Source organism: Streptomyces cucumeris (genome assembly GCF_024295805.1).
Lineage (GTDB): Bacteria > Actinomycetota > Actinomycetes > Streptomycetales > Streptomycetaceae > Streptomyces > Streptomyces cucumeris.
Genome location: NZ_JANCLX010000001.1, coordinates 160597 through 181157 on the forward strand (window position 1 = coordinate 160597; position 20561 = coordinate 181157).

The window sequence follows — 20561 nt, forward strand, 5'->3', positions numbered from 1 at the left end:
TCCGGCCGTCCGACGGGCCGTCAGCGGAAGGACCCTGGCATCGTGTGCGATGTCAGGGTCCTTCCGAATGCCCGTTTTATAGGGAGGTTAGGTGTTTGGTTTGTGGGGAGAGCAACAAAAATCAGGATCTGTTTGGTGATCCAAAGACGCCCCGTTTAGCGTCAGTCCGGCTGTTCGCCATCACCACGCCGCACCCGCGGCACGGGCAGCCATCGCCGAGTCCCCGTACGGCGCGAGCCAGGGGAGCCGGGGACCCAATGTCCCCAGGGGTGAATCGGGCGCCTTGTCCTGATGGACGAGGGGGCCGTAGGAGACCTTCCTGCTCCGAACCCGTCAGCTAACCCGGTAGGCGAGAAGGAAGGAAAGGAGTGCGCCACAGCATGGCGTTCACCCGTGCCACCGGGAAACACCGCCGTCCCCGACGGTCCGTCCGCACCGGCGCGAACATCGCGGGAGTCACCACCGTCGCCTCCGGTGTGGTCGCCGGTATCGCCGGTCCCGCCCTCGCCGCCGAGCAGGCCCCCGCTCCCGCGCAGACGGGGCTGCAGCAGGCGATCGTGATCGACGACAGTCTGGCCGACCAGATCCAGGCCCAGGCGCAGTCCCAGGAGACCGCCGCCGCGGAGGCCGCGGCCAAGGCACGGGCCGAGACCATCGCCCGCCAGGAGGCGGCCAGGAAGGCCGAGGCGGCCGCGAAGAAGGCCAAGGCGGAGCGGGCGGCCAAGGAGCGCGCCGCGCGCGAGGCCGAGCGCAAGCGCCTCAACACCTTCGTCTCGCCGGTCTCCGGCTCCTATGTCTCCACCGCCTACCAGGCGTCCAGCGGTCTGTGGTCCTCCGGCAGCCACACCGGTATCGACTTCCACGCCGCCTCGGGCACCTCGGTGCACGCCGTCGGCTCCGGCGAGGTCGTCGAGGCGGGTTGGGGCGGCTCCTACGGCAACAACATCGTCATCAAGATGAAGGACGGCACGTACACCCAGTACGGCCACCTGTCCTCGCTCAACGTCTCGGTCGGCCAGCAGGTCACCCCGGGGCAGCAGATCGGCCTGTCGGGCGCCACCGGCAACGTCACCGGCCCGCATCTGCACTTCGAGGCGCGCACCGGCGCCGACTACGGTTCGGACATCGACCCCGTGGCGTACCTGCGCTCGCACGGCGTCAACCTCTGATCCACCGCACGGCACCCCGGGTGCCGCGCACACCAGCCTGTGGCCGAAGGCCCCGTCCGCCGAGCGGACGGGGCCTTCGCCGTGGGGCGCCCCGGCTGACCAAAAATATCCATGAATTCCGGCCCGCCATCGGAAATTCCCTCGGTTTGGAATAGAGTTGTCGAACACCCGTCAGCCGGGTGCGTTTCGCTGGGATTAAGGCGGAGGTTCGACAGTGCGGGACCGGAAATGAACGGGGATGCCACCGCGATCCCAAGTGGTCGGCGGATTTCGGCGCACGCGGTGTGCACGGCCATTCGCGAGGACATCGTCTCCGGTGCCCATCCGCCCGGCAGCAGGCTCACCGAGGAACTGCTCGCGCGCCGCTACGGCGTCTCGCGGGTGCCCGTCCGGGAAGCCCTGCGCACCCTGGAGTCCGAGGGGTTCGTGACCACCCGGCGCCATGCGGGCGCCTGTGTCGCCCAGCCGTCCGAGCGGGAGGCCGCCGATCTCCTCGACATCCGCGGGCTGCTGGAGCCGCTGGGCGCCGCCCGCGCCGCGCAGCGCCGCACCGAGGCGCATCTGAAGGTGCTGCGCGGTCTGGTGCGGCTCGGCCAGGAGCGGGCCCGCCGCGGCAGCCTGGGCGAACTCGCCCCGCTGGGCGACTGGTTCCACGAGACACTGGCCCAGGCGTCGGGCAGTCCGAGTCTGGCCGGGCTGCTGGTCCAGGTCCGGCGCAAGATCGCCTGGGTCTACGCGGACGGTCCCGCGCGCTGGTCGGACCAGCCGTCGCGGCGGACCGCGCCGGGCGCCGGCGCCTGGCCGGACCCCGCGGCGCGGGCGGTGGAGTCCTGGGCGGAGCACGGCGCGCTGGTGGACGCGGTCGCGCGCGGCGACGCCGACCGCGCCCGGACGCTGGCCGCCGCGCACACCGAGCGCTCGCTCTCCGCGTACCGGCGCCGTCCGGCGCAGGTGAGAACTTCGAAACACTCCGTCAACACGGCGAGCGGCCGGAATTAACACGGCCCCCGTATACAGGTTTTCTCACCGTTTTCTGACCACTTTTCTGATCGCTTTTCCGGCCGTGTATTTCCGGGACGTGGGAAATCGGAAACGACAGGGCCGCGATGACCGTAATGGTCACCGCGGCCCTGTGGGCGTAGAAAAGGCCCGGCGGATCGCCGGAGCCGGATCGCCGGAGTCGCCGGACGGGTCAGACGGTCTCCGGAAGCTCCTCCAGACCCTCCGCCACCAGCTTGGCCAGACGGTCGAGGGCGACCTCCGCGACCTCGGCGTCATCCGTGTTGGTGGCCAGGACGACCTCCTCGCCGCCCTGCGCGCCCAGGCCGAGCACGGCCAGCATGGAAGCGGCGTTGACCGGGGTGCCGTCGCCCTTGGCGATCGTGATGGGGACGCCCGCGGCGGTGGCCGCCCGGACGAAGATCGACGCAGGGCGGGCGTGCAGGCCCTCGGCCCAGCCGATGGTGACGCGGCGCTCAGCCATGGTGTTGCCCTTCAGATGTGGCGGGTGCTGTTGTCTAGACCAAAATCATACGGTGTCCGGGTTCACCCGAACGATGTCCGAGTGGGTCCGGCCATGCCCGGACCGATCCGATACGGACCTTCCCCCGACACCCGGCCCCCACGCAAGGGCGTCCACCATTCGGACCCGCCCACCAATCCGGACGGGACCGTTCGGACCTGCTCCCGACGGCCTCCCGGCCCGTACGCTTGCCCCATGCCGACGCCGCCGGACCAGCACGCCTACCCGACCCACTGGGAGGCCGACGTGGTGCTCCGGGACGGTGGCACCGCCCAGATCCGCCCCATCACCGCCGATGACGCGCAGCGGCTGGTCAGCTTCTATGAGCATGTCTCCGACGAGTCGAAGTACTACCGCTTCTTCGCCCCCTATCCGCGTCTGTCCGACCGCGATGTCCACCGCTTCACGCACCATGACTACGTCGACCGTGTGGGTCTCGCGGCCATCGTGGGGGGCGAGTTCATCGCCACCGTGCGCTACGACCGCATCGACGACCGGGGCCGGTCGGCCAGCGCGCCCGCCGACGAGGCCGAGGTCGCCTTCCTGGTCCAGGACGCCCATCAGGGCCGGGGCGTCGCCTCCGCCCTCCTGGAGCACATCGCCGCGGTCGCGCGCGAACGCGGCATCCGCCGCTTCGCCGCCGAGGTACTGCCCGCCAACACCAAGATGATCAAGGTGTTCACGGATGCGGGCTACACCCAGCAGCGCAGCTTCGAGGACGGTGTCGTCCGCCTCGAGTTCGACCTCGAACCCACCGACCGCTCGCTGGCCGTGATGCGCGCCCGCGAGCAGCGGGCCGAGGCCCGCTCCGTACAGCGGCTGCTCGCCCCCGGCTCCGTCGCCGTCATCGGCACCGGCCGCGCTCCCGGCGGGGTCGGCCGCACCGTGCTGCGCAACCTCCTCTACGGGGGCTTCACCGGGCAGCTCCACGCCGTGAACCGGGCCTTCCCCGAAGGCGGCGGGCCGCTCGACCCCGAGGGCGTTCCCGGCCACCGCTCGCTGCGTGACATCGACGGCCCGGTGGACCTCGCCGTCGTCGCCGTCCCCGCCGCCCAGGTGCCCTCCGTGGTGGCCGACTGCGGTGAGCACGGCGTGCAGGGCCTGGTCGTCCTCTCCGCCGGATACGCCGAGAGCGGGGCCGAGGGCCGGGCCCGCCAGCGCGACCTGCTCCGCCAGGCGCGCGGCTACGGTATGCGCGTCATCGGCCCCAACGCCTTCGGCGTCATCAACACCGCCGACGGGGTGCGGCTGAACGCCTCGCTCTCCCCGCAACTGCCCATCCCCGGGCGGCTCGGTCTTTTCACCCAGTCCGGTGCGATCGGTATCGCGCTGCTGGCCGGGCTGCACCGGCGCGGTGCGGGGCTGTCCGGACTGCCCGGGATCGCCGGGATATCGACCTTCGTCTCCGCGGGCAACCGCGCCGATGTCTCGGGCAACGACCTCCTCCAGTACTGGTACGACGACCCGCAGACCGACGTGGCCCTGATGTACCTGGAGTCCATCGGCAACCCGCGGAAGTTCACCCGGCTCGCCAAGCGCACCGCCGCCGTCAAACCGGTGGTGGTGGTCAAGGGCGCCCGGCACAGCGGCAGCGCCCCCACCGGCCACGCCGTGCCCACCACCCGGATCCCCGATGCCACCGTCTCCGCCCTGCTGCGGCAGGCGGGCGTCATCCGTGTCGACACCGTGACCGAACTCGCCGATGTGGGTGTCCTGCTGGCCTCCCAGCCGCTTCCGGCCGGGCCGCGCGTCGCCATCCTCGGCAACTCCGAGTCCCTGGGGCTGCTCACCTACGACGCCTGTCTCACCGAGGGGCTGCGCCCGCTGCCGCCCCGCGATCTGACCACCGCCGCCGAGCCCGGCGACTTCCGCGCGGCCCTCACCGAGGCGCTCGCCGACGACGGGTGCGACGCGGTCGTCGTCACCGCCATCCCCTGGGTCGGTGACACCTGCGCCGCCGATCTCGCCGCCGCGGTGCGCGAGGCGGCCGACGCGGCCCCCGTGCCCGGCGGTGCCAAGCCCGTGGCCGTCGTCCACCTGGAGATCCCCGATCTGGTGGAGGCCCTGGCCGGGATCCGCGACGGGGACGACACCCCGCGGACCCGGCGGATCCCCGCCTACCCCGCGGCCGAGCGGGCGGTCCGCGCCCTCGCCGAGGCCGTGCGGTACGCGCACTGGCGCGAGGAGTCCGCCGAACCCGGAAGGGTGCCGGAGTACGACGACATCGACGAGTCCGGGGCGGCGGCCGATATCGAGGTCCTGCTCGCACCGGGCGACGGCGCCCTCGCCGCCGGTGTCCCGGCCGACGGCGGTCCACACCCCGGCGCCCCGCTGCCGGACGACCCCGCCACCGTGACCGGTGTCGAGCTCTCCGCCGCCGACACCCAGCGGCTGCTGGCCCGCTACGGGGTCAGTGTGCTGCCCGCCCTGCCCGCGCCCGGCCCCGACGCCGCCGTCCGGGCCGCCGGGCGGCTCGGCTTCCCGGTGGCCCTCAAGCCCACCGCACCCCATCTGCGCCACCGCACCGATCTGGGCGGGGTGCGGCTCGACCTCGGCGGCGAGGCGGAACTGCGCCGCGCCTACGCCGAGTTGACCGACTACCTCGGCCCGCCCGAGGAGCTGGGTCTTGTCGTCCAGCGGATGGCGCCGCGCGGGGTCGACACCGTGGTCCGCGCCGCGATCGACCCGGCGGCCGGGGCGGTGCTCTCCTTCGGCCTCGCCGGTGCCCCCTCCGAACTGCTCGGTGACACCGCCCACCGGCTCGTCCCGGCCACCGACCGGGACGCCGCCGAACTCATCCGGTCCATCCGGACCGCTCCCCTCCTCTTCGGCTGGCGCGGCTCCAAGCCCGTCGACACCGCGGCCCTGGAGGAGCTGCTGCTCCGGGTGTCCCGTCTGGTCGACGACCATCCCGAGATGGTCGCGGTCGATCTCGAACCGGTCGTGGTCGCTCAGCGCGGTCTGTCGGTGCTCGGGGCCTCCGCCCGGCTCGCCCCGCCGCCCGTCCGCACCGACCTCGGCCCCCGCCACCTGCCCGCCTACTGACCGCGGAGGAGGTACCGACGGTGGACAGCGCGCCCCCGTACCCGGCGCTCCGGCTGCCGGAGGGCTCCTGGTGGGACTGGGACGTCCTCGGCTGGGACCCCGGCGCCTTCCGGCTGGCCGCGGGGTACGACCTCACCTACCACCACGGCTTGGAGCTCGTCTTCGGCGATCCGGTCTTCGTCAACTGCCCCGCGGCCTTCCACGATCCGGTCTTCCGGGCGCCGACCGCCGAGGAGGTGGCGACGGTCGTCCGCCGGCTCGGCGAACGGCCGACCGTACTGGCCGCCTTCGAGGCGGACGCGGACGGTACGGAGCCGGTCTCCTGCCTCATCGCCGCGGGACGGCTGGAGATCGTGCACGGGCACGCCCCGCGGTAACCGGCCGTCCGCCTTCTCGCCCGGGCGGACCGGCCGCACCCACGGACTAGGATGGTGCACATGGCGAAGACCGGTACGACGACCCAGGGGCTGCGCGCGGCGATCGAGCGCAGCGGCTATTACCCGGCACTCGTGGCCGAGGCGGTGGAGGCCGCCGTGGGCGGGGAACCGATCGTGTCATACCTCGTCCACCAGGAGACGACCTTCGACGCCAACGAGGTCCGCCGCCATGTCACGGTCCTCGTCCTCACCCGCAACCGCTTCATCGTCAGCCACACCGATGAGCAGGCCGCCGACGGCACCTCGCCGTCGCCGTACGCCACCACCTCCACCGAGTCGGTGAAGCTCCAGCGGATCTCCTCGGTCGTGGTCAGCCGGGTCGTCGCCAACCCCGAGTCGTACACCCCGGGCACCCTGCCGCGGGAGGTCGTGCTGACGATCGGATGGGGCGCGGTCAACCGGCTGGACCTGGAGCCCGCCGCATGCGGCGACCCCAACTGCGAGGCGGACCACGGCTACACGGGCTCCTCCACCGCCGACGACCTGAGCCTGCGGGTCAGTGAGGCGGGTGACGGCCCCGACAGCGTCCGCCAGACCCTCGCCTTCGCCCAGGCGCTCTCGGAGGCCACCGCGGCCACGCCGGACTCCGGCCGCTGATGTCCGGTTCCGCCCCCGGCCCCGTCACCCCGGCCGGCTCCGCCTGGCCCGAGCCCGAAGTGCTGGATCCGCGTGCCGCGCCGCTGCCCCGGTACGGCTCCGCGTCGCTGGCCGATCTGCTGCCCGCCGTCACCGCGGGGCAGGAGGTCCCGGGCATCACCTCCGGGCTCGCCCTCGCCCCCGCCGACCGGGTCTGCGTCTTCCTGATCGACGGCCTGGGCTGGGAGCTGCTGCGCGCCCATCCCGCCGAGGCGCCGTTCCTGACCACGCTGCTGTCCAGCTCGCTGAACGGCACCGGGGCACCGCTGACCGCGGGCTTCCCGTCCACCACCGCGACCTCGCTGGCCTCGGTCGGCACCGGGCTGCCGCCGGGCGCGCACGGGCTGCCCGGCTACACGGTGGCGGATCCCGCCACCGGCCATCTGATGAACCAGCTGCGCTGGCAGCCCTGGACGGATCCGCACATCTGGCAGCCGTACCCCACGGTCTTCCAGCGCGCGGACGCCGCGGGCGTGCACACCTGCCAGGTCTCCGCGCCGACCTTCGCGGAGACCCCGCTCACCAAGGTCGCGCTGAGCGGCGGCACCTTCCACGGCCGGCTCTCCGGCGAGGAGCGGATGGACTTCGCGGCCGAGCAGCTCGCCGCCGGGGACCGCTCGCTCGTCTACACGTACTACAGCGAAGTGGACGGCAAGGGGCATCGCTTCGGAGTGGACTCCCGGGAGTGGCGTGACCAGCTGCGCTACGTGGACCGGCTCGCCCAGCGGCTGGCCGAACAACTCCCGCCGCGCGCCGCCCTCTACGTCACCGCCGACCACGGCATGATCGACATCCCCTTCGACCCGGAGTCGCGGATCGACTTCGACGAGGACTGGGAGCTGCGCGCCGGTGTCGCGCTCCTGGGCGGCGAGGGCCGCGCCCGGCATGTGTACGCGGTGCCCGGTGCCGCCGGTGACGTACTGGCCGTCTGGCGCGAGGTGCTGGGCGACCGGATGTGGGTGGCCGGGCGCGACGAGGCCATCGAGGCGGGCTGGTTCGGACGCCCCGGTGACGGGGTGGACGAGCGGGTCCACCGGCGGATCGGCGATGTGGTGGCGGCCGCCGCCGCGGACGTCGCGATCGTCGCCTCGGAGACCGAGCCGAAGGAGTCCGCGATGGTGGGACTGCACGGTTCGATGACCCCCGTGGAGCAGTTGGTCCCGCTCCTCGAAGTACGCTCCTGAAGCGCGTTCCGTCATCCGCCGTACGAAAGGCTCTGCCACCCTCATGCCCGAGCTGGTGTTCTTCTCCGGAACCATGGACTGCGGAAAGAGCACCCTCGCTCTGCAGATCGAGCACAACCGCTCGGCGCGCGGACTGCAAGGGATGATCTACACCCGGGACGACCGTGCGGGCGAGGGCAAGCTCTCCTCGCGGCTCGGCCTGGTCACCGAGGCGGTCGAGGCCGCCACGGACCTGGACTTCTACGCACATGTGGTGGGAGTGCTGACGGCCGGGGGCCGCGCCGACTACGTCATCGTGGACGAGGCGCAGTTCCTCGCCCCGGCGCAGATCGACCAACTCGCCCGGATCGTCGACGACCTGGGCGTGGACGTCTTCGCCTTCGGTATCACCACCGACTTCCGCAGCAAGCTCTTCCCCGGTTCGCAGCGGCTGGTGGAACTCGCCGACCGGGTGCAGGTGTTGCAGGTCGAGGCGTTGTGCTGGTGCGGGGCGCGGGCGACGCACAACGCCCGTACCGTCGGCGGCCGGATGGTCGTCGAGGGTGCGCAGGTCGTCGTGGGGGACGTCAACCAGCCCGAGGGCGCCATCGGTTACGAGGTGCTGTGCCGCCGCCACCACCGGCGCCGGATGACGGCCGCCACCGCCCACGCCGCGACCCTGTCACCGGACGTACTGCCGGTCGACGCGCCCTCCGGAGCGCGCGGCGCCGGTGCGGAGGCGGGATCCGCCGCGCCGCGGCGGCAGCACGACACGGCGCACACCTCCGCCTGAGGCCCCGGGCGATGGCGGCCGTCGTACCGTCAGCGGCCGCCGCGGGCCAGGACGACGGTGAAGGCGGCGCCCTCGGGGTCGGTCACCGTGGCCGACCGTCCGGCGTCGTCCCGCGACGGCGGACGCACCACCCGGCCGCCGGACGCGGTCACCCGGCGCACCGCCTCGGCCACGTCCGCCACCGCGAAGTGCGTGGTCCAGTACGGCCCCCGGTCACGCGGCAGCGTGCCGCCCGCGCTCTGGATCGCGCACACCGGCCGGTCGTCCAGGAACAGGGTGCGGCATCCGGAGTCGGCCGGGTCGGCGGGCTCCGGCCGGTAACCGAAGACCATCTGGTAGAACTTGGCGACTCCGGTGGCCGAACGGGTCATCAGCTCGTGCCAGACGGGGGCGCCCGGCGCTCCCGTCGCCGGGATCTCCGGCTGGTGCGCCTCCTGCCACACCCCGAACACCGCGCCCTCCGGATCGGCCGCCAGCAGCATCCGCCCGGCCTCGTCCGCGTCGAGCGGGCCCACCGCCACGGTGCCGCCGCAGGCCCGGATCATCTCCGCGGTCTCATCGGCGTCGTCGGAGGCCAGATAGGTCATCCAGGCCACCGGAAGATGACGGTCCGGAGGGAGTTCGCCCAGTCCGGCGACCGGCCGGCCGTCCCGCACCGCGCGGACGTAGGCGCCCAGCTGCTGTGGGCCCGGTGTGAACTCCCAGCCGAACACGGCGTGGTAGAAGTCCTGTGTCGCGGCAAGGTCGTGCACCATCAGACTCGTCCAGCAGGGCGTGCCCGGTGTGCGCCGAGTCGCAGCCTCGGTCATACGTCAATCTCTCCTCGGACCATGTGTCGTGGCCGTACGGCCCCGGGCGCCGGTCGGCGGTGCGGGGCGGTGGTGCGGAGGTGCTGCCGTGGGGGTGCGGAAGATATTTGCACCCCTGGCCGCGGGGCGACCCCCGGCCGCGCCGCAATTCACGGGTTCCCATTGGAGAATGCCCGAAATCGCACTGTGCATCCGTTTCAGCTTCCTTGCGGCCCAGTGGCCATGAGCTGTACGTCGGGTGACTCGATAGTCCAAAAGTCGCAAGGATCTCTACGTAAGGAGGGTTCCTATGAATCCCCTCATCACCGCATCTGAACTCATGGACGAGATGGCGGGGGACCGTCCGCCGCTGCTGCTCGATGTGCGCTGGCAGCTCGGTGGCCCTCCGGGACGGCCGGAGTACGAGGCGGGGCATCTGCCCGGTGCCGTCTACGTCGACCTCGACGGCGACCTCGCGGGACCGGCCGGGCCCGCCGGACGTCATCCGCTGCCCGAACTGTCCGTCTTCGCAGCCGCGATGCGCCGGGCCGGTGTCGGCCGGGACCGGCGCGTGGTGGTGTACGACGGCGGTCAGGGGTGGGCCGCGGCGCGTGCGTGGTGGCTGCTGCGCTGGGCGGCCCATCCGTCCGTACGGGTGCTGGACGGCGGTCTCTCCGCCTGGAAGGCGCGGGAGGGTGCGCTGACCACTGACGTTCCCACCGTGGCCGAGGGGGACTTCGCGCCTGAGCCGGGTGCCGTTCCGGTGCTGGAGGCGGACGGCGCGGCGGCGCTCGCCCGGCGCGGTGTGCTGCTGGACGCGCGGGCGGGCGAGCGCTACCGCGGTGAGGTCGAGCCCATCGACCCGGTCGGCGGCCATATCCCCGGAGCGGTCTCCGCCCCCACGACCGGGAACGTCGCCGACGACGGTCTGTTCCTGCCTCCGGAGCGGCTGGCCGAGCGGTTCGCGGGACTGGGCGTCACCGAGGCCACCGAGGTGGGGGTGTACTGCGGTTCGGGCGTCTCCGCCGCGCACCAGGTGCTGGCCCTGGCGTCGGTGGGCGTGCCGGCGGCGCTGTACGTCGGCTCCTGGAGCGAGTGGTCCGCCTCCGGCGACCGCCCGGTGGCCACGGGCCCGCAGCCGGGCTGAACGCGCCGGCGGGCACTGCCGTCCCGGACCGGGACGGCAGGGCCCACCGTAGGAGCGCCTCGTGGTGCCGAGGGGCGCCCGGCGCACGGCCGGGGCGCCCGGCGGCTACTCCTGCTTCTTGCGCCGGGTGCCGAAGACGATCTCGTCCCAGCTCGGTACCGCCGCCCGGCGGCCGGGACGGACACCGTCCGCCTCCGCCTGACGGTCCGTGGTCCCGGTCAGCCGGTCCCGGTGGCCCGCCACCGACCGCGGCATCAGCACATCCGCGTAGGCCGAACCCGCGCTCGCCGCCGGAGCGGGCGGCTCCACGGCCTCCGGCTCCTCATCGGGCTCGTCCTGCTGGGCGGCCGACGCGACAGGCGCCTCGGGTACGACCATGTCCCCCCGGAAGTTGGGCACGGCCTCCAGCAGGCTGGTGAGCGAGTCCCGCTCGCCGCCGACGCCCTCGTCCGCCGAGGCGGATGCCGATACCGGCGCGCTGTCGGACTCCTCGCCGCCCCGCTCGGCCGACATGCGGTCCCGGTCCCTGTCACGGTCCCGGTCACGCGGCAGCCGCGCGATCCTCGGCACGAAGGGGAAGCTGGGCTCGGGGGTGTCGTCCGCCTCGCCGATCAGCGCCCGCGCCTCGTCGTCGACGGCCTGGACCAGCCGCCGGGGCGGGTCATAGGTCCAGCTCGCCGAATGCGGCTCACCGGCGACCCGGTAGACCAGCAGCACCTCCCAGGTGCCGTCGTCACGCCGCCAGGAGTCCCACTGGGTGGTGTCCTTCTCGGCGCCGCGCAGCAGCAGCCGCTCCGCGACCGCCTCGCCGAGCTGCGGTCCGGTGTTCTCGCCGGGGCGGCGCACAGGTGTCTTCCGGGCGCGCTCGGCCATGAACGCGCGCTCCGCGAGGACCGGGCCCTCGAAGCGGCGCACGCGGTCCACGGGGATGCCCGCCAGCTGCGCGACCTCTTCGGCGGAGGCTCCGGCGCGTATACGGGCCTGGATGTCACGGGGTCGCAGATGGCTCTCGACCTCGATCTCGATCTGGCCGAGCCGAGCGCGGTCATTGCGCACCGCGGCGCGCAGTCGCTCGTCGATGGGAAGTGTGTACTCCGTGCTGTCCGCAGCCTTGAGCACCAGCCGTGTGCCGTCGTTGCTGACGGCCACGACACGCAGTTCGGGCATGGGGACCTCCCGGGTGGTGCCTGCCGACGTCACGGTTGCGTCGCTGCTCTCCCGCTAGACGAGTGTGGCCTGCCCGGGTGCAGCCTGCCACAACTTTGCCGAGTTGCCCGGCGTGTCGGGCATAGGCCCTGATCCGCCGTTATGGCACGGTGACCTGTTTGCAACCCACAGTGACGGCGCTGTCACCTCGGGCGGCGATCCCCATGTCATGTCGCGGCGGCGCCGGTTGAGTTGCCGCCTTCCGGCCCCTCCCGCCGGGCCCGGACAAGCCGGGTGGAAGAGGGGGGCCAGGGCTCGCCACAGTACTCCATTCGGGCCGCTCGGGTGGAGCGGCGCGCCAGCCGAGTTCGGCCGTGGCACGGTGATCGGACCCTCAACGCGTCGAAGTGGGCCCGGATGTGGGTGGCAAGTTTCACAGAATCGCCAGAATCGGAACGATCTGCTTCGTTTATCGGTCACTTCTCCTTGCAGGCTGGAACGAATGTCCAAGCAAGGGCGAGAGATGGACGGCAGGACCGAGACCGACGGACAACAGAAGAGCAGGCGCCTGGAGCTGAGTGCGGCGCAGGTGGCCGGAAGCGCGCTGGCGGCGGTGGCCGCCGCGGTGCTCGCCTCCAGGCTCGGCGTGTACGGGACGATCCTCGGTGCCGGTCTGGTGAGCGTGGTGGCGACCGCGGGCGGCAGCCTCTTCCAGCACGTGTTCCGGCGTACCGGTGAGCAGATCAAGGAGGCGCGGGACCAGACGCGGCCGCCGCGCCGGGGCGGCCGCGGCGCCGCGGCGCCGTCCACGGAGCGCGGTGTGTGGAACGCGCCCACCACGCACGGCACCCGGCTGCGCGGTGGGCGGCGGCCCGCGCTCGCGGCGGTGGCCGTGTTCGCCGTCGCGATGGTCGCGATCACCGGGATCGAGTGGGCGTCGGGCGGCCCGGTGTCCAACGTCTGGGGCGGTGACCGGGGCGGGACGACGGTCGGGGAGAGCTTCCACCGTCCCCAGGGGTCCTCGGGATCGGACGACGACCGCCGCCCCTCGGACACCCGTTCCGACGATCCGTCCCGGGACCGGGGTCCGTCCTCGCCGAGCCCGTCGCCCGAGCGAGGCGGTGACGGTGACACCGGACGTCGGGACAACCCGTCGCCCGGTCCCTCGCGGTCCTCGGGCGGGGGCGGCGAGGACGGTGACACCACGCCGGACACCACCCCCGGCACCTCCGACCCCACCCCGTCGCCCTCGGGGTCCCCGTCGCGGAGCGCTCCGGACGGAAGCGACGAGGACGCCGGGACGACCACGCCCGAGCCGGACTTCTCCGCCGGTGAGTGACGGTGAGTGACCCCGCCGGGGTCCGCACCGCGACCGAGGGGTCCGGCTCGGCGCGTCAGTCGCCGAGCACCCGCCGCAGATAGTCGTTGGCGAACAGCCGGTCGGGGTCCAGCCGGTCGCGCAGTGCGGTGAACTCGCCGAACCGCGGATAGACCCCGGCCAGATAGGCGGCGTCGCGGCTGTGCAGCTTGCCCCAGTGCGGACGGCCGCCGTGCGCGGTCATGATCTGCTCGGCGGCGGTGAAGTAGGCCCGGTGCGGAGTGCCCCGGTACAGGTGCACCGCGATGTATGCGGTGTCCCGGCCCGAGGCGGTGGACAGCGGGATGTCGTCGGCGGGCGCGGTGCGCACCTCCACCGGGAAGCTGACCCGCAGGTCCGAGCGGTCGACGGTCCGCTTCAGCTCGCGCAGCGCGTCGGGCGCGGCCTCGCGCGGCAGGGCGTACTCCATCTCCAGGAAGCGCACCCGGCGCGGACTGGTGAAGACTTTGTACGGGATGTCCGTGTAGCTGCGGGCGGACAGCGCCCGGCTGGAGATCCTGGCGATTCCGGGGATGGCCGCGGGCACCGCCCGCCCCACCGAACAGGCCACCTGGAAGACACCGTTGGACAGCAGCTCGTCGTCGACCCAGCCGCTGACCCGGCCCACCGGGGCGGCGGGGCCCGGGCTGCGGTTGTTCCGCTTGGTGTTGCAGTTCCCGGTGTGCGGGAACCAGTAGAACTCGAAGTGCTCGTTCTCGCCGGCCAGCTGCGGGAAGTCGGCCAGCACCCGGTCGAAGGGCATCGGCTCCTCCCGCGCGGTGAGCAGGAACTCCGGCTCCACCCGGAAGGTGATCGCGCTGACCACGCCCAGCGCGCCCAGGCCCACCCGTGCCGCCGCGAAAACCTCCGGATGCTCCTGCGCCGAGCAGCGCAGCACCGAGCCGTCCGCCGTGACCAGCTCCAGCCCGGCGATCTGGGCGGAGATCGAGGCACTGTCCCGGCCGGTGCCGTGGGTGCCGGTGGAGGTGGCCCCGGCGACCGTCTGCTCCATGATGTCGCCCATGTTGGCCAGCGACAGCCCATGGGCCGACAGCGTCTCGTTGAGCTGCTTGAGCGGGGTTCCCGCGGCCACGGTCACGGTCCCGGCCTCGCGGTCCACCTCCCGCACCCCGACCAGCCGGTCCGGGCGTATCAGCAGCCCGTCCGTGGCGGCGGCGGTGCTGAAGGAGTGGCCGGTGCCCACCGCCTTCACCGGCAGCCCCTCGGCCGCCGCCCCGCGCACCGCCTCGACGAGGTCCTGAGTGGACGACGGGCTCACACTCCGCACCGGCCGGGCCGCCACATTGCCCGCCCAGTTACGCCACACGCTGCTCCGACCGGTCCGCACGGTCCTGACGGCCATCCGCACCCGACCCCTCCCGCTCTGGCGCCGGCCGCAGCCGGCGGTATCCGAGGAACGCCACCGCCGCCGCGAGCGCCCCGGCCACGGCCGGCACCAGGTACCCCGCCCCGGCTCCGGCGGCGTCGACCACCGCACCGGCGGACGACGAGCCGAGCGCCACCCCGACCGCGAGCCCGGTGGTGGTCCAGGTCATGCCCTCGGTCAGGTTCGCGCGCGGTACGTGCCGTTCGACGAGGGCCATGGTGGTGACCATGGTCGGAGCCACCGACAGGCCCGCGAGGAAGAGCGCTCCGGCCAGAACCGGCAGGTTTCCGACCAGTAGGAGGGGGATCATACTCACGGCCATCGCACAAATACCCACCAGCCACTGGCGGGACACCGCCCCGCGCGGACCCTTCATGCCGAACACCGCGCCCGCCAGGCAGGAGCCCAGCGCGTACACCGCCAGCACCAGACTGGCCGCGGCCTTGTGGCCCTCCTCCTCGGCGAAGGCCACCGTCACCACGTCGATGGACCCGAAGATGGCGCCGGTCGCCATGAAGGTGATCACCAGCACCCGCAGTCCGGGGGAGCGCAGCGCCGAACCGCCGGTGTGCCCTCCGCGCGGATGCGGCACCGGCTCGGTGCCGTGCTGGAGGGTCAGCGAGAAGACGCCGACGGCCAGGAAGCAGGCCGCCATCAGCATGCCCGCCTCCGGGAACCAGGCCGTGGACAGCCCGATCGAGATCACCGGCCCGACGATGAAGCACACCTCGTCGACGATCGACTCCCAGGCGTACGCGGCGTGCAGCCGCCGCGGCGCGTCCTGGTGGAGCGCCGCCCAGCGGGCCCGCACCATCGCCCCCACACTCGGTACGCATCCGGCCGCCACGGCCCAGCAGAACAGCGTCCAGTCCGGCCAGCCCCGGCGCGCGGTCAGCAGCAGCCCCGCGACGCCGGTCAGCGCCACGAGGGTCGCCGGACGCAGCACCCTGCGCTGACCGTGCCGGTCGACGAGCCGGGAGATCTGCGGCCCGGCGACCGCGGCGGACAGCGCGACGGTGGCCGAGAGCGCACCCGCCAGCCCGTACCGGCCGGTGAGCTGGGAGATCATCGTGACGATGCCGACGCCCTCCATGGCGATCGGCAGCCGTCCGACGAATCCGGCGGCGGAGAACGCCTTGGCACCGGGGGCGGCGAAGAGCGCGCGGTAAGGGGAACGGGACACGACAGGGGCTCCGCCGGTGAGCAGGACCGGGCGGTGGGACCGGCCGGCCGGGTAAGGAATGTGAGAGCTGATACAGCTTACGGCCGCCGCCGTAGCGCCGCAGGGGTATTTCCTGCCCGTCAGGGGCTGGTGGCAGGATCGGGAGCATGCCGGATCAGTCAGAGCTGCCATCTCCCGCCCCGTACGACGCCCTGCTCCTGCTTTCCTTCGGCGGGCCGGAAGGGCCGGAGGACGTCGTTCCGTTCCTGGAGAACGTGACCCGCGGCCGGGGCATCCCGCGCGAGCGGCTGAAGGAGGTGGGCCGGCACTACTTCCTCTTCGGTGGCGTCAGCCCGATCAATGCCCAGAACCGCGAACTGCTGCAGGCGCTCCGCAAGGACTTCGCCGAACACGGTCTGGACCTGCCGGTCCACTGGGGCAACCGCAACTGGGCGCCGTATCTGACCGACACCCTGCGCGAGATGGTCACCGACGGCCACCGCCGCATCCTGGTACTGGCCACCAGCGCCTACGCCTCCTACTCCGGCTGCCGCCAGTACCGGGAGAACCTGGCGGACGCGCTCGCCGCGCTGGAGGCGGAGGGGCTGCCGCTGCCGCGCGTCGACAAGCTGCGGCACTACTTCAACCACCCCGGCTTCGTGGAACCCATGGTGGACGCCACGCTCACCGCGCTCGGCGAGCTGCCGGAGGGGCTGCGGGCCGGGGCCCATCTGGCCTTCACCACCCACTCCATCCCCACCGCCGCCGCGGACACTTCCGGGCCCCCGGCGGACCACGGCGAGGGCGGCGCGTACGTGGCCGAGCACCTGGAGGTGGCCCGGCTGGTCGCCGCGGAGGTGCGCGAGCGCACCGGTGTGGAGCACCCCTGGCGCCTGGTCTACCAGTCGCGCAGCGGCGCCCCGCACATCCCGTGGCTGGAGCCGGACATCTGCGACCACCTGGAGACGCTGCACGGCGAGGGCGCGCCCGCCGCGGTCATGGTCCCCATCGGCTTCGTCTCGGACCACATGGAGGTCAAGTACGACCTCGACACGGAGGCCGCGGCCAAGGCGGCGGAGCTCGGTCTGCCGGTCTCCCGCGCCTCGACCGTGGGCGCCGATCCGCGGTTCGCCGCGGCGGTCCGCGATCTGGTGGTGGAGCGCGCGGCCACCGAGCGTTTCACCGAGGGCCGGGCGGCCACCGCCCCCGAGCGGTGTGCGCTGGGCGTCCTCGGCCCCAGCCACGACCTCTGCCCGGTGGGCTGCTGTCCGGCCCGCTCCCCGCGGCCCGCGGTCGCGGGGAGCGACTGAGCCCTACCGGCGTCCACGGCCCGTCGGCGCCGCCCGCGTCCCACGGGCACATCCGCGAAGGAGCACAAGGAGCACGATGACCGACCCGCTCACCACCGAACTGCTCGACCTGGCCCTGGAGGTCGCCCGCCGCGCCGGGGACCTGCTGCGGGACGGCCGTCCGGCCGATCTCGGCGTGGCCGCCACCAAGTCCAGCCCGATCGATGTCGTCACCGAGATGGACATCGCCTCCGAGAAGCTGATCACCGACTTCCTGGCGCGGCACCGTCCGGACGACGGCGTGCTGGGGGAGGAGGGCGCGAGCCACGAGGGCAGCAGCGGTGTCCGCTGGGTGATCGACCCCATCGACGGCACGGTGAACTACCTGTACGGCCTGCCCGCGTGGGCGGTCAGCATCGCCGCCCAGAAGGACGGCGAGACGGTGGTCGGGGTGGTGGCCGCCCCGGTGCGCGGGGAGACCTACCACGCGGTGCTCGGCCAGGGCGCGTACGCCGACGGTGAGCCGGTCCGCTGCCGCCCGGCGCCCGAGCTGGCGCGGTCGCTGATCGGCACCGGCTTCGGCTATGTGCGGGAGCGGCGCATCGGCCAGGCCAGGGTGCTGAACGAGCTGCTGCCCGAGGTGCGCGACATCCGCCGCGGCGGTTCGGCCGCCATCGATCTGTGCGATGTGGCCTGCGGGCGGCTCGACGGCTACTACGAGCGCGGGCTCAACCCCTGGGACTACGCGGCCGGAGAGCTGATAGCCCGCGAGGCGGGGGCGCTGACCGGCGGACGGCCGGGCATCCCGGGCTCCGGGGAGCTGATGGTCGCCGCCGCCCCCGGCCTCTTCGAGACGCTCCGGGACCGTCTGGACGAGCTGGGCGCCTGGCACGACTGACGCGCAGGTCCGCGGGCGGCTGTCCGCGGACGCCGAAGCGCCCCGGTGCCGGGACGGCAGCGGGGCGCTCGGGCGTGGGACCGGAAAACAGCCGCTGGATCGACGACGCGTTTTCCGCTCTGCCAACTGGATCTGTGAACCTGGATCTGTATCTGGATCTTCAAACAGCGGATCTGTATCCCCGGAGGGATCAGGCGACGGCGCTGACCTCCACGCCATGCTCGGCAGCCAGCCGACGGAGGTCCTCCAGCTCCGCCTGCTCCACATCGGCGAGGAACTCGTCGCCCGTCTCACGGGCGCGGGTGAGGTCGGACTGGGTGGTCTCTATACGCTGCAGAATGCCTGCGGTGAACGCGTCCATGGTGCGCCCCCTCGTCGTGGGTCGGTGGCACGGGGGTGTGCCGACGGCGGGGCGATCACGTGCGTAGTCCCTGCGGATGACAGCAAGATCGTGGGATGCCAAAAGACAGGGCGTGATCGCGGGTGTGCAGTCGTCCTCCCCACCCCGTTGTGAGCGGAAACCTCCGGCGCGAAAAGAATCTGAATTCCCTGTTCCGGCGCTTCCGTCCCGCGCCGGTGGCGGTGCCGTGGTCCCCCCGCTCCCTCTTACCGCCGGTTTATGCGACTTCGAGGCAGGATGGAGGGCGCCGAACGCTGATCTGGTTTGGCGAGATCACGCCCGCTGTGGCCATGACGGAAGGACTAACGACGTGCGTGTACTCGTCGTCGAGGACGAGCAGCTGCTCGCCGACGCGGTGGCCACCGGTCTGCGCCGCGAGGCCATGGCCGTCGACGTCGTGTATGACGGAGCGGCCGCCCTGGAGCGCATCGCCGTCAACGACTACGACGTCGTCGTCCTCGACCGGGACCTGCCCCTCGTCCACGGCGACGACGTCTGCCGCAAGCTGGTCGAGCTGGGGATGCCCACCCGGGTGCTGATGCTCACCGCCTCCGGCGACGTCAGCGACCGCGTCGAGGGCCTGGAGATCGGCGCCGACGACTACCTGCCCAAGCCCTTCGCCTTCAGCGAGCTGATCGCGCGGGTGCGGGCGCTGGGCCGCCGCACCACCGTCGCCCTGCCGCCGGTGCTGGAGCGCGCCGGGATCAAGCTGGACCCCAACCGGCGTGAGGTGTTCCGCAACGGCAAGGAGATCCAGCTCGCGCCGAAGGAGTTCGCGGTGCTGGAGGTGCTGATGCGCAGCGAGGGCGCCGTGGTCTCCGCCGAGCAGCTGCTGGAGAAGGCGTGGGACGAGAACACCGACCCCTTCACCAACGTCGTCCGGGTGACCGTGATGACGCTGCGCCGCAAGCTGGGTGAGCCCGCGGTGATCGTCACCGTTCCCGGCTCCGGTTACCGGATCTGACCGGGCATGGCGACGACCCCGCTCCCGCCCGCAGCGCCACCGAAACCCAGCTGGGACCCGCCGCACGGCTCGCAGCCCAACCCCTGGCTGCGCCCGACCATCCGGATACGGCTCACCCTGCTCTACGGCGGGATGTTCCTGATCGCCGGTGTGGTGCTGCTGACGATCATCTATCTGCTGGCGGCCGACGCGATCCGCCGCGGCAGTGAGTTCCCGCTGGAGATCGTGCGGATCGACTACAAGCCGACCGACACCTGTCACCTCCCCAGCCAGGGCAACAACGACGCGTTCAACCGCGCGGTGGCCCAGTGCATGAAGCAGCAGCGCAACTTCGCCCTGGACGGGCTGCTGCGGCGCTCGCTGATCGCGCTCCTGGGGCTGGCCGTGGTCGCCTTCGCGTTCGGCTACGCCATGGCCGGGCGGGTGCTCTCGCCGCTGGGCCGGATCACCCGGACCGCGCGCCAGGTGGCGGGCTCGGACCTGTCCCGCCGGATCGAGCTCGACGGCCCGGACGACGAGCTGAAGGAGCTGGCCGACACCTTCGACGAGATGCTGGAGCGGCTGGACCGCGCGTTCACCGCCCAGCAGCGGTTCGTCGCCAACGCCTCGCACGAGCTGCGCACCCCGCTGGCGATCAACCGCACCCTGCTGGAGGTCCACCTCTCCGATCCGCAGGCGTCCCCGGAGCTGGTCCAGCTGGGCAAGACCCTGCTGGCCACCAATGAGCGCAGCGAACAGCTGGTGGAGGGACTGCTGCTGCTCGCCCGCAGCGACAACGAGATCGTCGACCGCAAACCGGTGGACCTGGCCGAGGTGGCCTCCCAGGCGATGGACCAGGTCCGGACCGAGGCGGACGCCAAGGGCCTGGAGCTGCGCGGCCGGCGGGAGCCCGCGGTGGTCCAGGGCAACGGTGTGCTGCTGGAGCGGATCGCGCTGAACCTGGTACAGAACGCGGTGCGGTACAACGTGGCGGAGGGCGGCTGGGTGCAGGTGACCACCGGCGTCGAGCAGGGCCAGGCGGTGCTGGTGGTGGAGAACACCGGTCCGGTGGTCCCCGCCTACGAGCTGGACAACATCTTCGAGCCCTTCCGGCGGCTGCGTACCGAGCGCACCGGCAGCGACAAGGGCGTCGGCCTCGGTCTTTCGATCGCGCGCTCCGTGGCGCGCGCCCACGGCGGCAGGATCGCCGCGGAGCCCCGGGAAGGAGGCGGCCTTGTCATGCGGGTGGTGCTGCCGCTCTGAGCGGGCAGACGGGCCG

The 20561-nt window shown here is 72.7% G+C and carries 19 protein-coding genes and 1 riboswitch; of the genes, 13 read left to right on the forward strand and 6 right to left on the reverse strand.

All coding sequences use genetic code 11. The features are described 5' to 3' along the window. Positions 1–203: 203 nt before the first annotated feature. Positions 204–366, forward strand: a riboswitch (cyclic di-AMP (ydaO/yuaA leader). 14 nt (positions 367–380) lie between these two features. Together NMK44_RS00860 and NMK44_RS00865 are read left to right on the forward strand one after the other, a co-directional pair. Next, positions 381–1169, forward strand: coding sequence for a M23 family metallopeptidase (locus tag NMK44_RS00860; protein ID WP_254737173.1), 789 nt, complete (start codon positions 381–383; stop codon positions 1167–1169). A gap of 228 nt (positions 1170–1397) precedes the next feature. Then, positions 1398–2168 carry a GntR family transcriptional regulator gene (locus NMK44_RS00865; protein WP_254737174.1) on the forward strand — a complete coding sequence of 257 codons (771 nt, stop codon included), beginning with the start codon at positions 1398–1400 and terminating at the stop codon, positions 2166–2168. A gap of 193 nt (positions 2169–2361) precedes the next feature. On the opposite strand, the gene NMK44_RS00870 is transcribed toward NMK44_RS00865, so the two are convergent. Further along, entirely contained in the window at positions 2362–2652 is a 291-nt protein-coding gene (locus NMK44_RS00870) for an HPr family phosphocarrier protein (RefSeq protein WP_254737175.1), read from the reverse strand. Between the two features lie 234 nt (positions 2653–2886). Here NMK44_RS00870 and NMK44_RS00875 point away from each other — a divergent pair, with 234 nt between their 5' ends. From NMK44_RS00875 to NMK44_RS00895, 5 genes are read left to right on the forward strand one after another with little or no spacing between them, the layout of a single operon-like run. Then, complete coding sequence (locus NMK44_RS00875) at positions 2887–5736, forward strand: bifunctional acetate--CoA ligase family protein/GNAT family N-acetyltransferase (RefSeq protein ID WP_254737176.1); 2850 nt, start codon at positions 2887–2889, stop codon at positions 5734–5736. Between the two features lie 20 nt (positions 5737–5756). After that, positions 5757–6113, forward strand: coding sequence for a hypothetical protein (locus tag NMK44_RS00880; RefSeq protein WP_254737177.1), 357 nt, complete (start codon positions 5757–5759; stop codon positions 6111–6113). A gap of 60 nt (positions 6114–6173) precedes the next feature. Further along, positions 6174–6770, forward strand: coding sequence for a DUF5998 family protein (locus NMK44_RS00885; RefSeq protein ID WP_201878531.1), 597 nt, complete (start codon positions 6174–6176; stop codon positions 6768–6770). After that, a complete protein-coding gene (locus tag NMK44_RS00890; protein WP_254737178.1) occupies positions 6770–7993 on the forward strand; it encodes an alkaline phosphatase family protein in 1224 nt (407 codons plus the stop codon). Before NMK44_RS00885 ends, NMK44_RS00890 begins: the two co-directional genes overlap by 1 nt. Positions 7994–8036: 43 nt before the next feature. Beyond that, on the forward strand, positions 8037–8765 hold the full coding sequence (locus NMK44_RS00895; protein WP_254737179.1) for a thymidine kinase: 729 nt from the start codon (positions 8037–8039) through the stop codon (positions 8763–8765). 29 nt (positions 8766–8794) lie between these two features. Here the strand turns inward: NMK44_RS00895 and NMK44_RS00900 are convergent, their stop codons facing one another. Beyond that, positions 8795–9574 carry a VOC family protein gene (locus NMK44_RS00900; RefSeq protein ID WP_254737180.1) on the reverse strand — a complete coding sequence of 260 codons (780 nt, stop codon included), beginning with the start codon at positions 9572–9574 and terminating at the stop codon, positions 8795–8797. 289 nt (positions 9575–9863) lie between these two features. On the opposite strand from NMK44_RS00900, the gene NMK44_RS00905 reads away from it, so the two are divergent. After that, a complete protein-coding gene (locus tag NMK44_RS00905) occupies positions 9864–10700 on the forward strand; it encodes a sulfurtransferase (protein WP_254737181.1) in 837 nt (278 codons plus the stop codon). Between the two features lie 105 nt (positions 10701–10805). Here the strand turns inward: NMK44_RS00905 and sepH are convergent, their stop codons facing one another. Beyond that, positions 10806–11900, reverse strand: a complete 1095-nt coding sequence (gene sepH, locus NMK44_RS00910) for a septation protein SepH (protein ID WP_374215209.1) — start codon at positions 11898–11900, stop codon at positions 10806–10808. Between the two features lie 448 nt (positions 11901–12348). On the opposite strand from sepH, the gene NMK44_RS00915 reads away from it, so the two are divergent. Beyond that, positions 12349–13185, forward strand: a complete 837-nt coding sequence (locus NMK44_RS00915; protein WP_254737183.1) for a hypothetical protein — start codon at positions 12349–12351, stop codon at positions 13183–13185. A gap of 55 nt (positions 13186–13240) precedes the next feature. On the opposite strand, the gene NMK44_RS00920 is transcribed toward NMK44_RS00915, so the two are convergent. Continuing rightward, complete coding sequence (locus NMK44_RS00920; RefSeq protein WP_254737184.1) at positions 13241–14566, reverse strand: D-arabinono-1,4-lactone oxidase; 1326 nt, start codon at positions 14564–14566, stop codon at positions 13241–13243. Further along, complete coding sequence (locus NMK44_RS00925; RefSeq protein WP_254737185.1) at positions 14520–15773, reverse strand: MFS transporter; 1254 nt, start codon at positions 15771–15773, stop codon at positions 14520–14522. The genes NMK44_RS00920 and NMK44_RS00925 overlap by 47 nt, the downstream gene beginning before the upstream one ends. A gap of 146 nt (positions 15774–15919) precedes the next feature. On the opposite strand from NMK44_RS00925, the gene NMK44_RS00930 reads away from it, so the two are divergent. Then, positions 15920–17062 carry a ferrochelatase gene (locus NMK44_RS00930; RefSeq protein ID WP_254737186.1) on the forward strand — a complete coding sequence of 381 codons (1143 nt, stop codon included), beginning with the start codon at positions 15920–15922 and terminating at the stop codon, positions 17060–17062. A 76-nt stretch (positions 17063–17138) separates the two neighbouring features. After that, the gene (locus NMK44_RS00935) at positions 17139–17939 is read left to right on the forward strand and encodes an inositol monophosphatase family protein (RefSeq protein ID WP_254737187.1); all 801 of its coding nucleotides are present in this window, start codon (positions 17139–17141) and stop codon (positions 17937–17939) included. A gap of 190 nt (positions 17940–18129) precedes the next feature. Here the strand turns inward: NMK44_RS00935 and NMK44_RS00940 are convergent, their stop codons facing one another. Continuing rightward, positions 18130–18300, reverse strand: coding sequence for a hypothetical protein (locus tag NMK44_RS00940; RefSeq protein WP_176180223.1), 171 nt, complete (start codon positions 18298–18300; stop codon positions 18130–18132). Between the two features lie 349 nt (positions 18301–18649). On the opposite strand from NMK44_RS00940, the gene NMK44_RS00945 reads away from it, so the two are divergent. Further along, positions 18650–19303 (forward strand): response regulator transcription factor, encoded by a 654-nt coding sequence (locus tag NMK44_RS00945; RefSeq protein ID WP_176180222.1) that lies wholly within the window; start codon positions 18650–18652, stop codon positions 19301–19303. A gap of 6 nt (positions 19304–19309) precedes the next feature. Continuing rightward, positions 19310–20545: a sensor histidine kinase gene (locus NMK44_RS00950; protein ID WP_254737188.1), complete on the forward strand. Its 1236-nt coding sequence runs from the start codon at positions 19310–19312 to the stop codon at positions 20543–20545. Positions 20546–20561 lie beyond the last annotated feature (16 nt).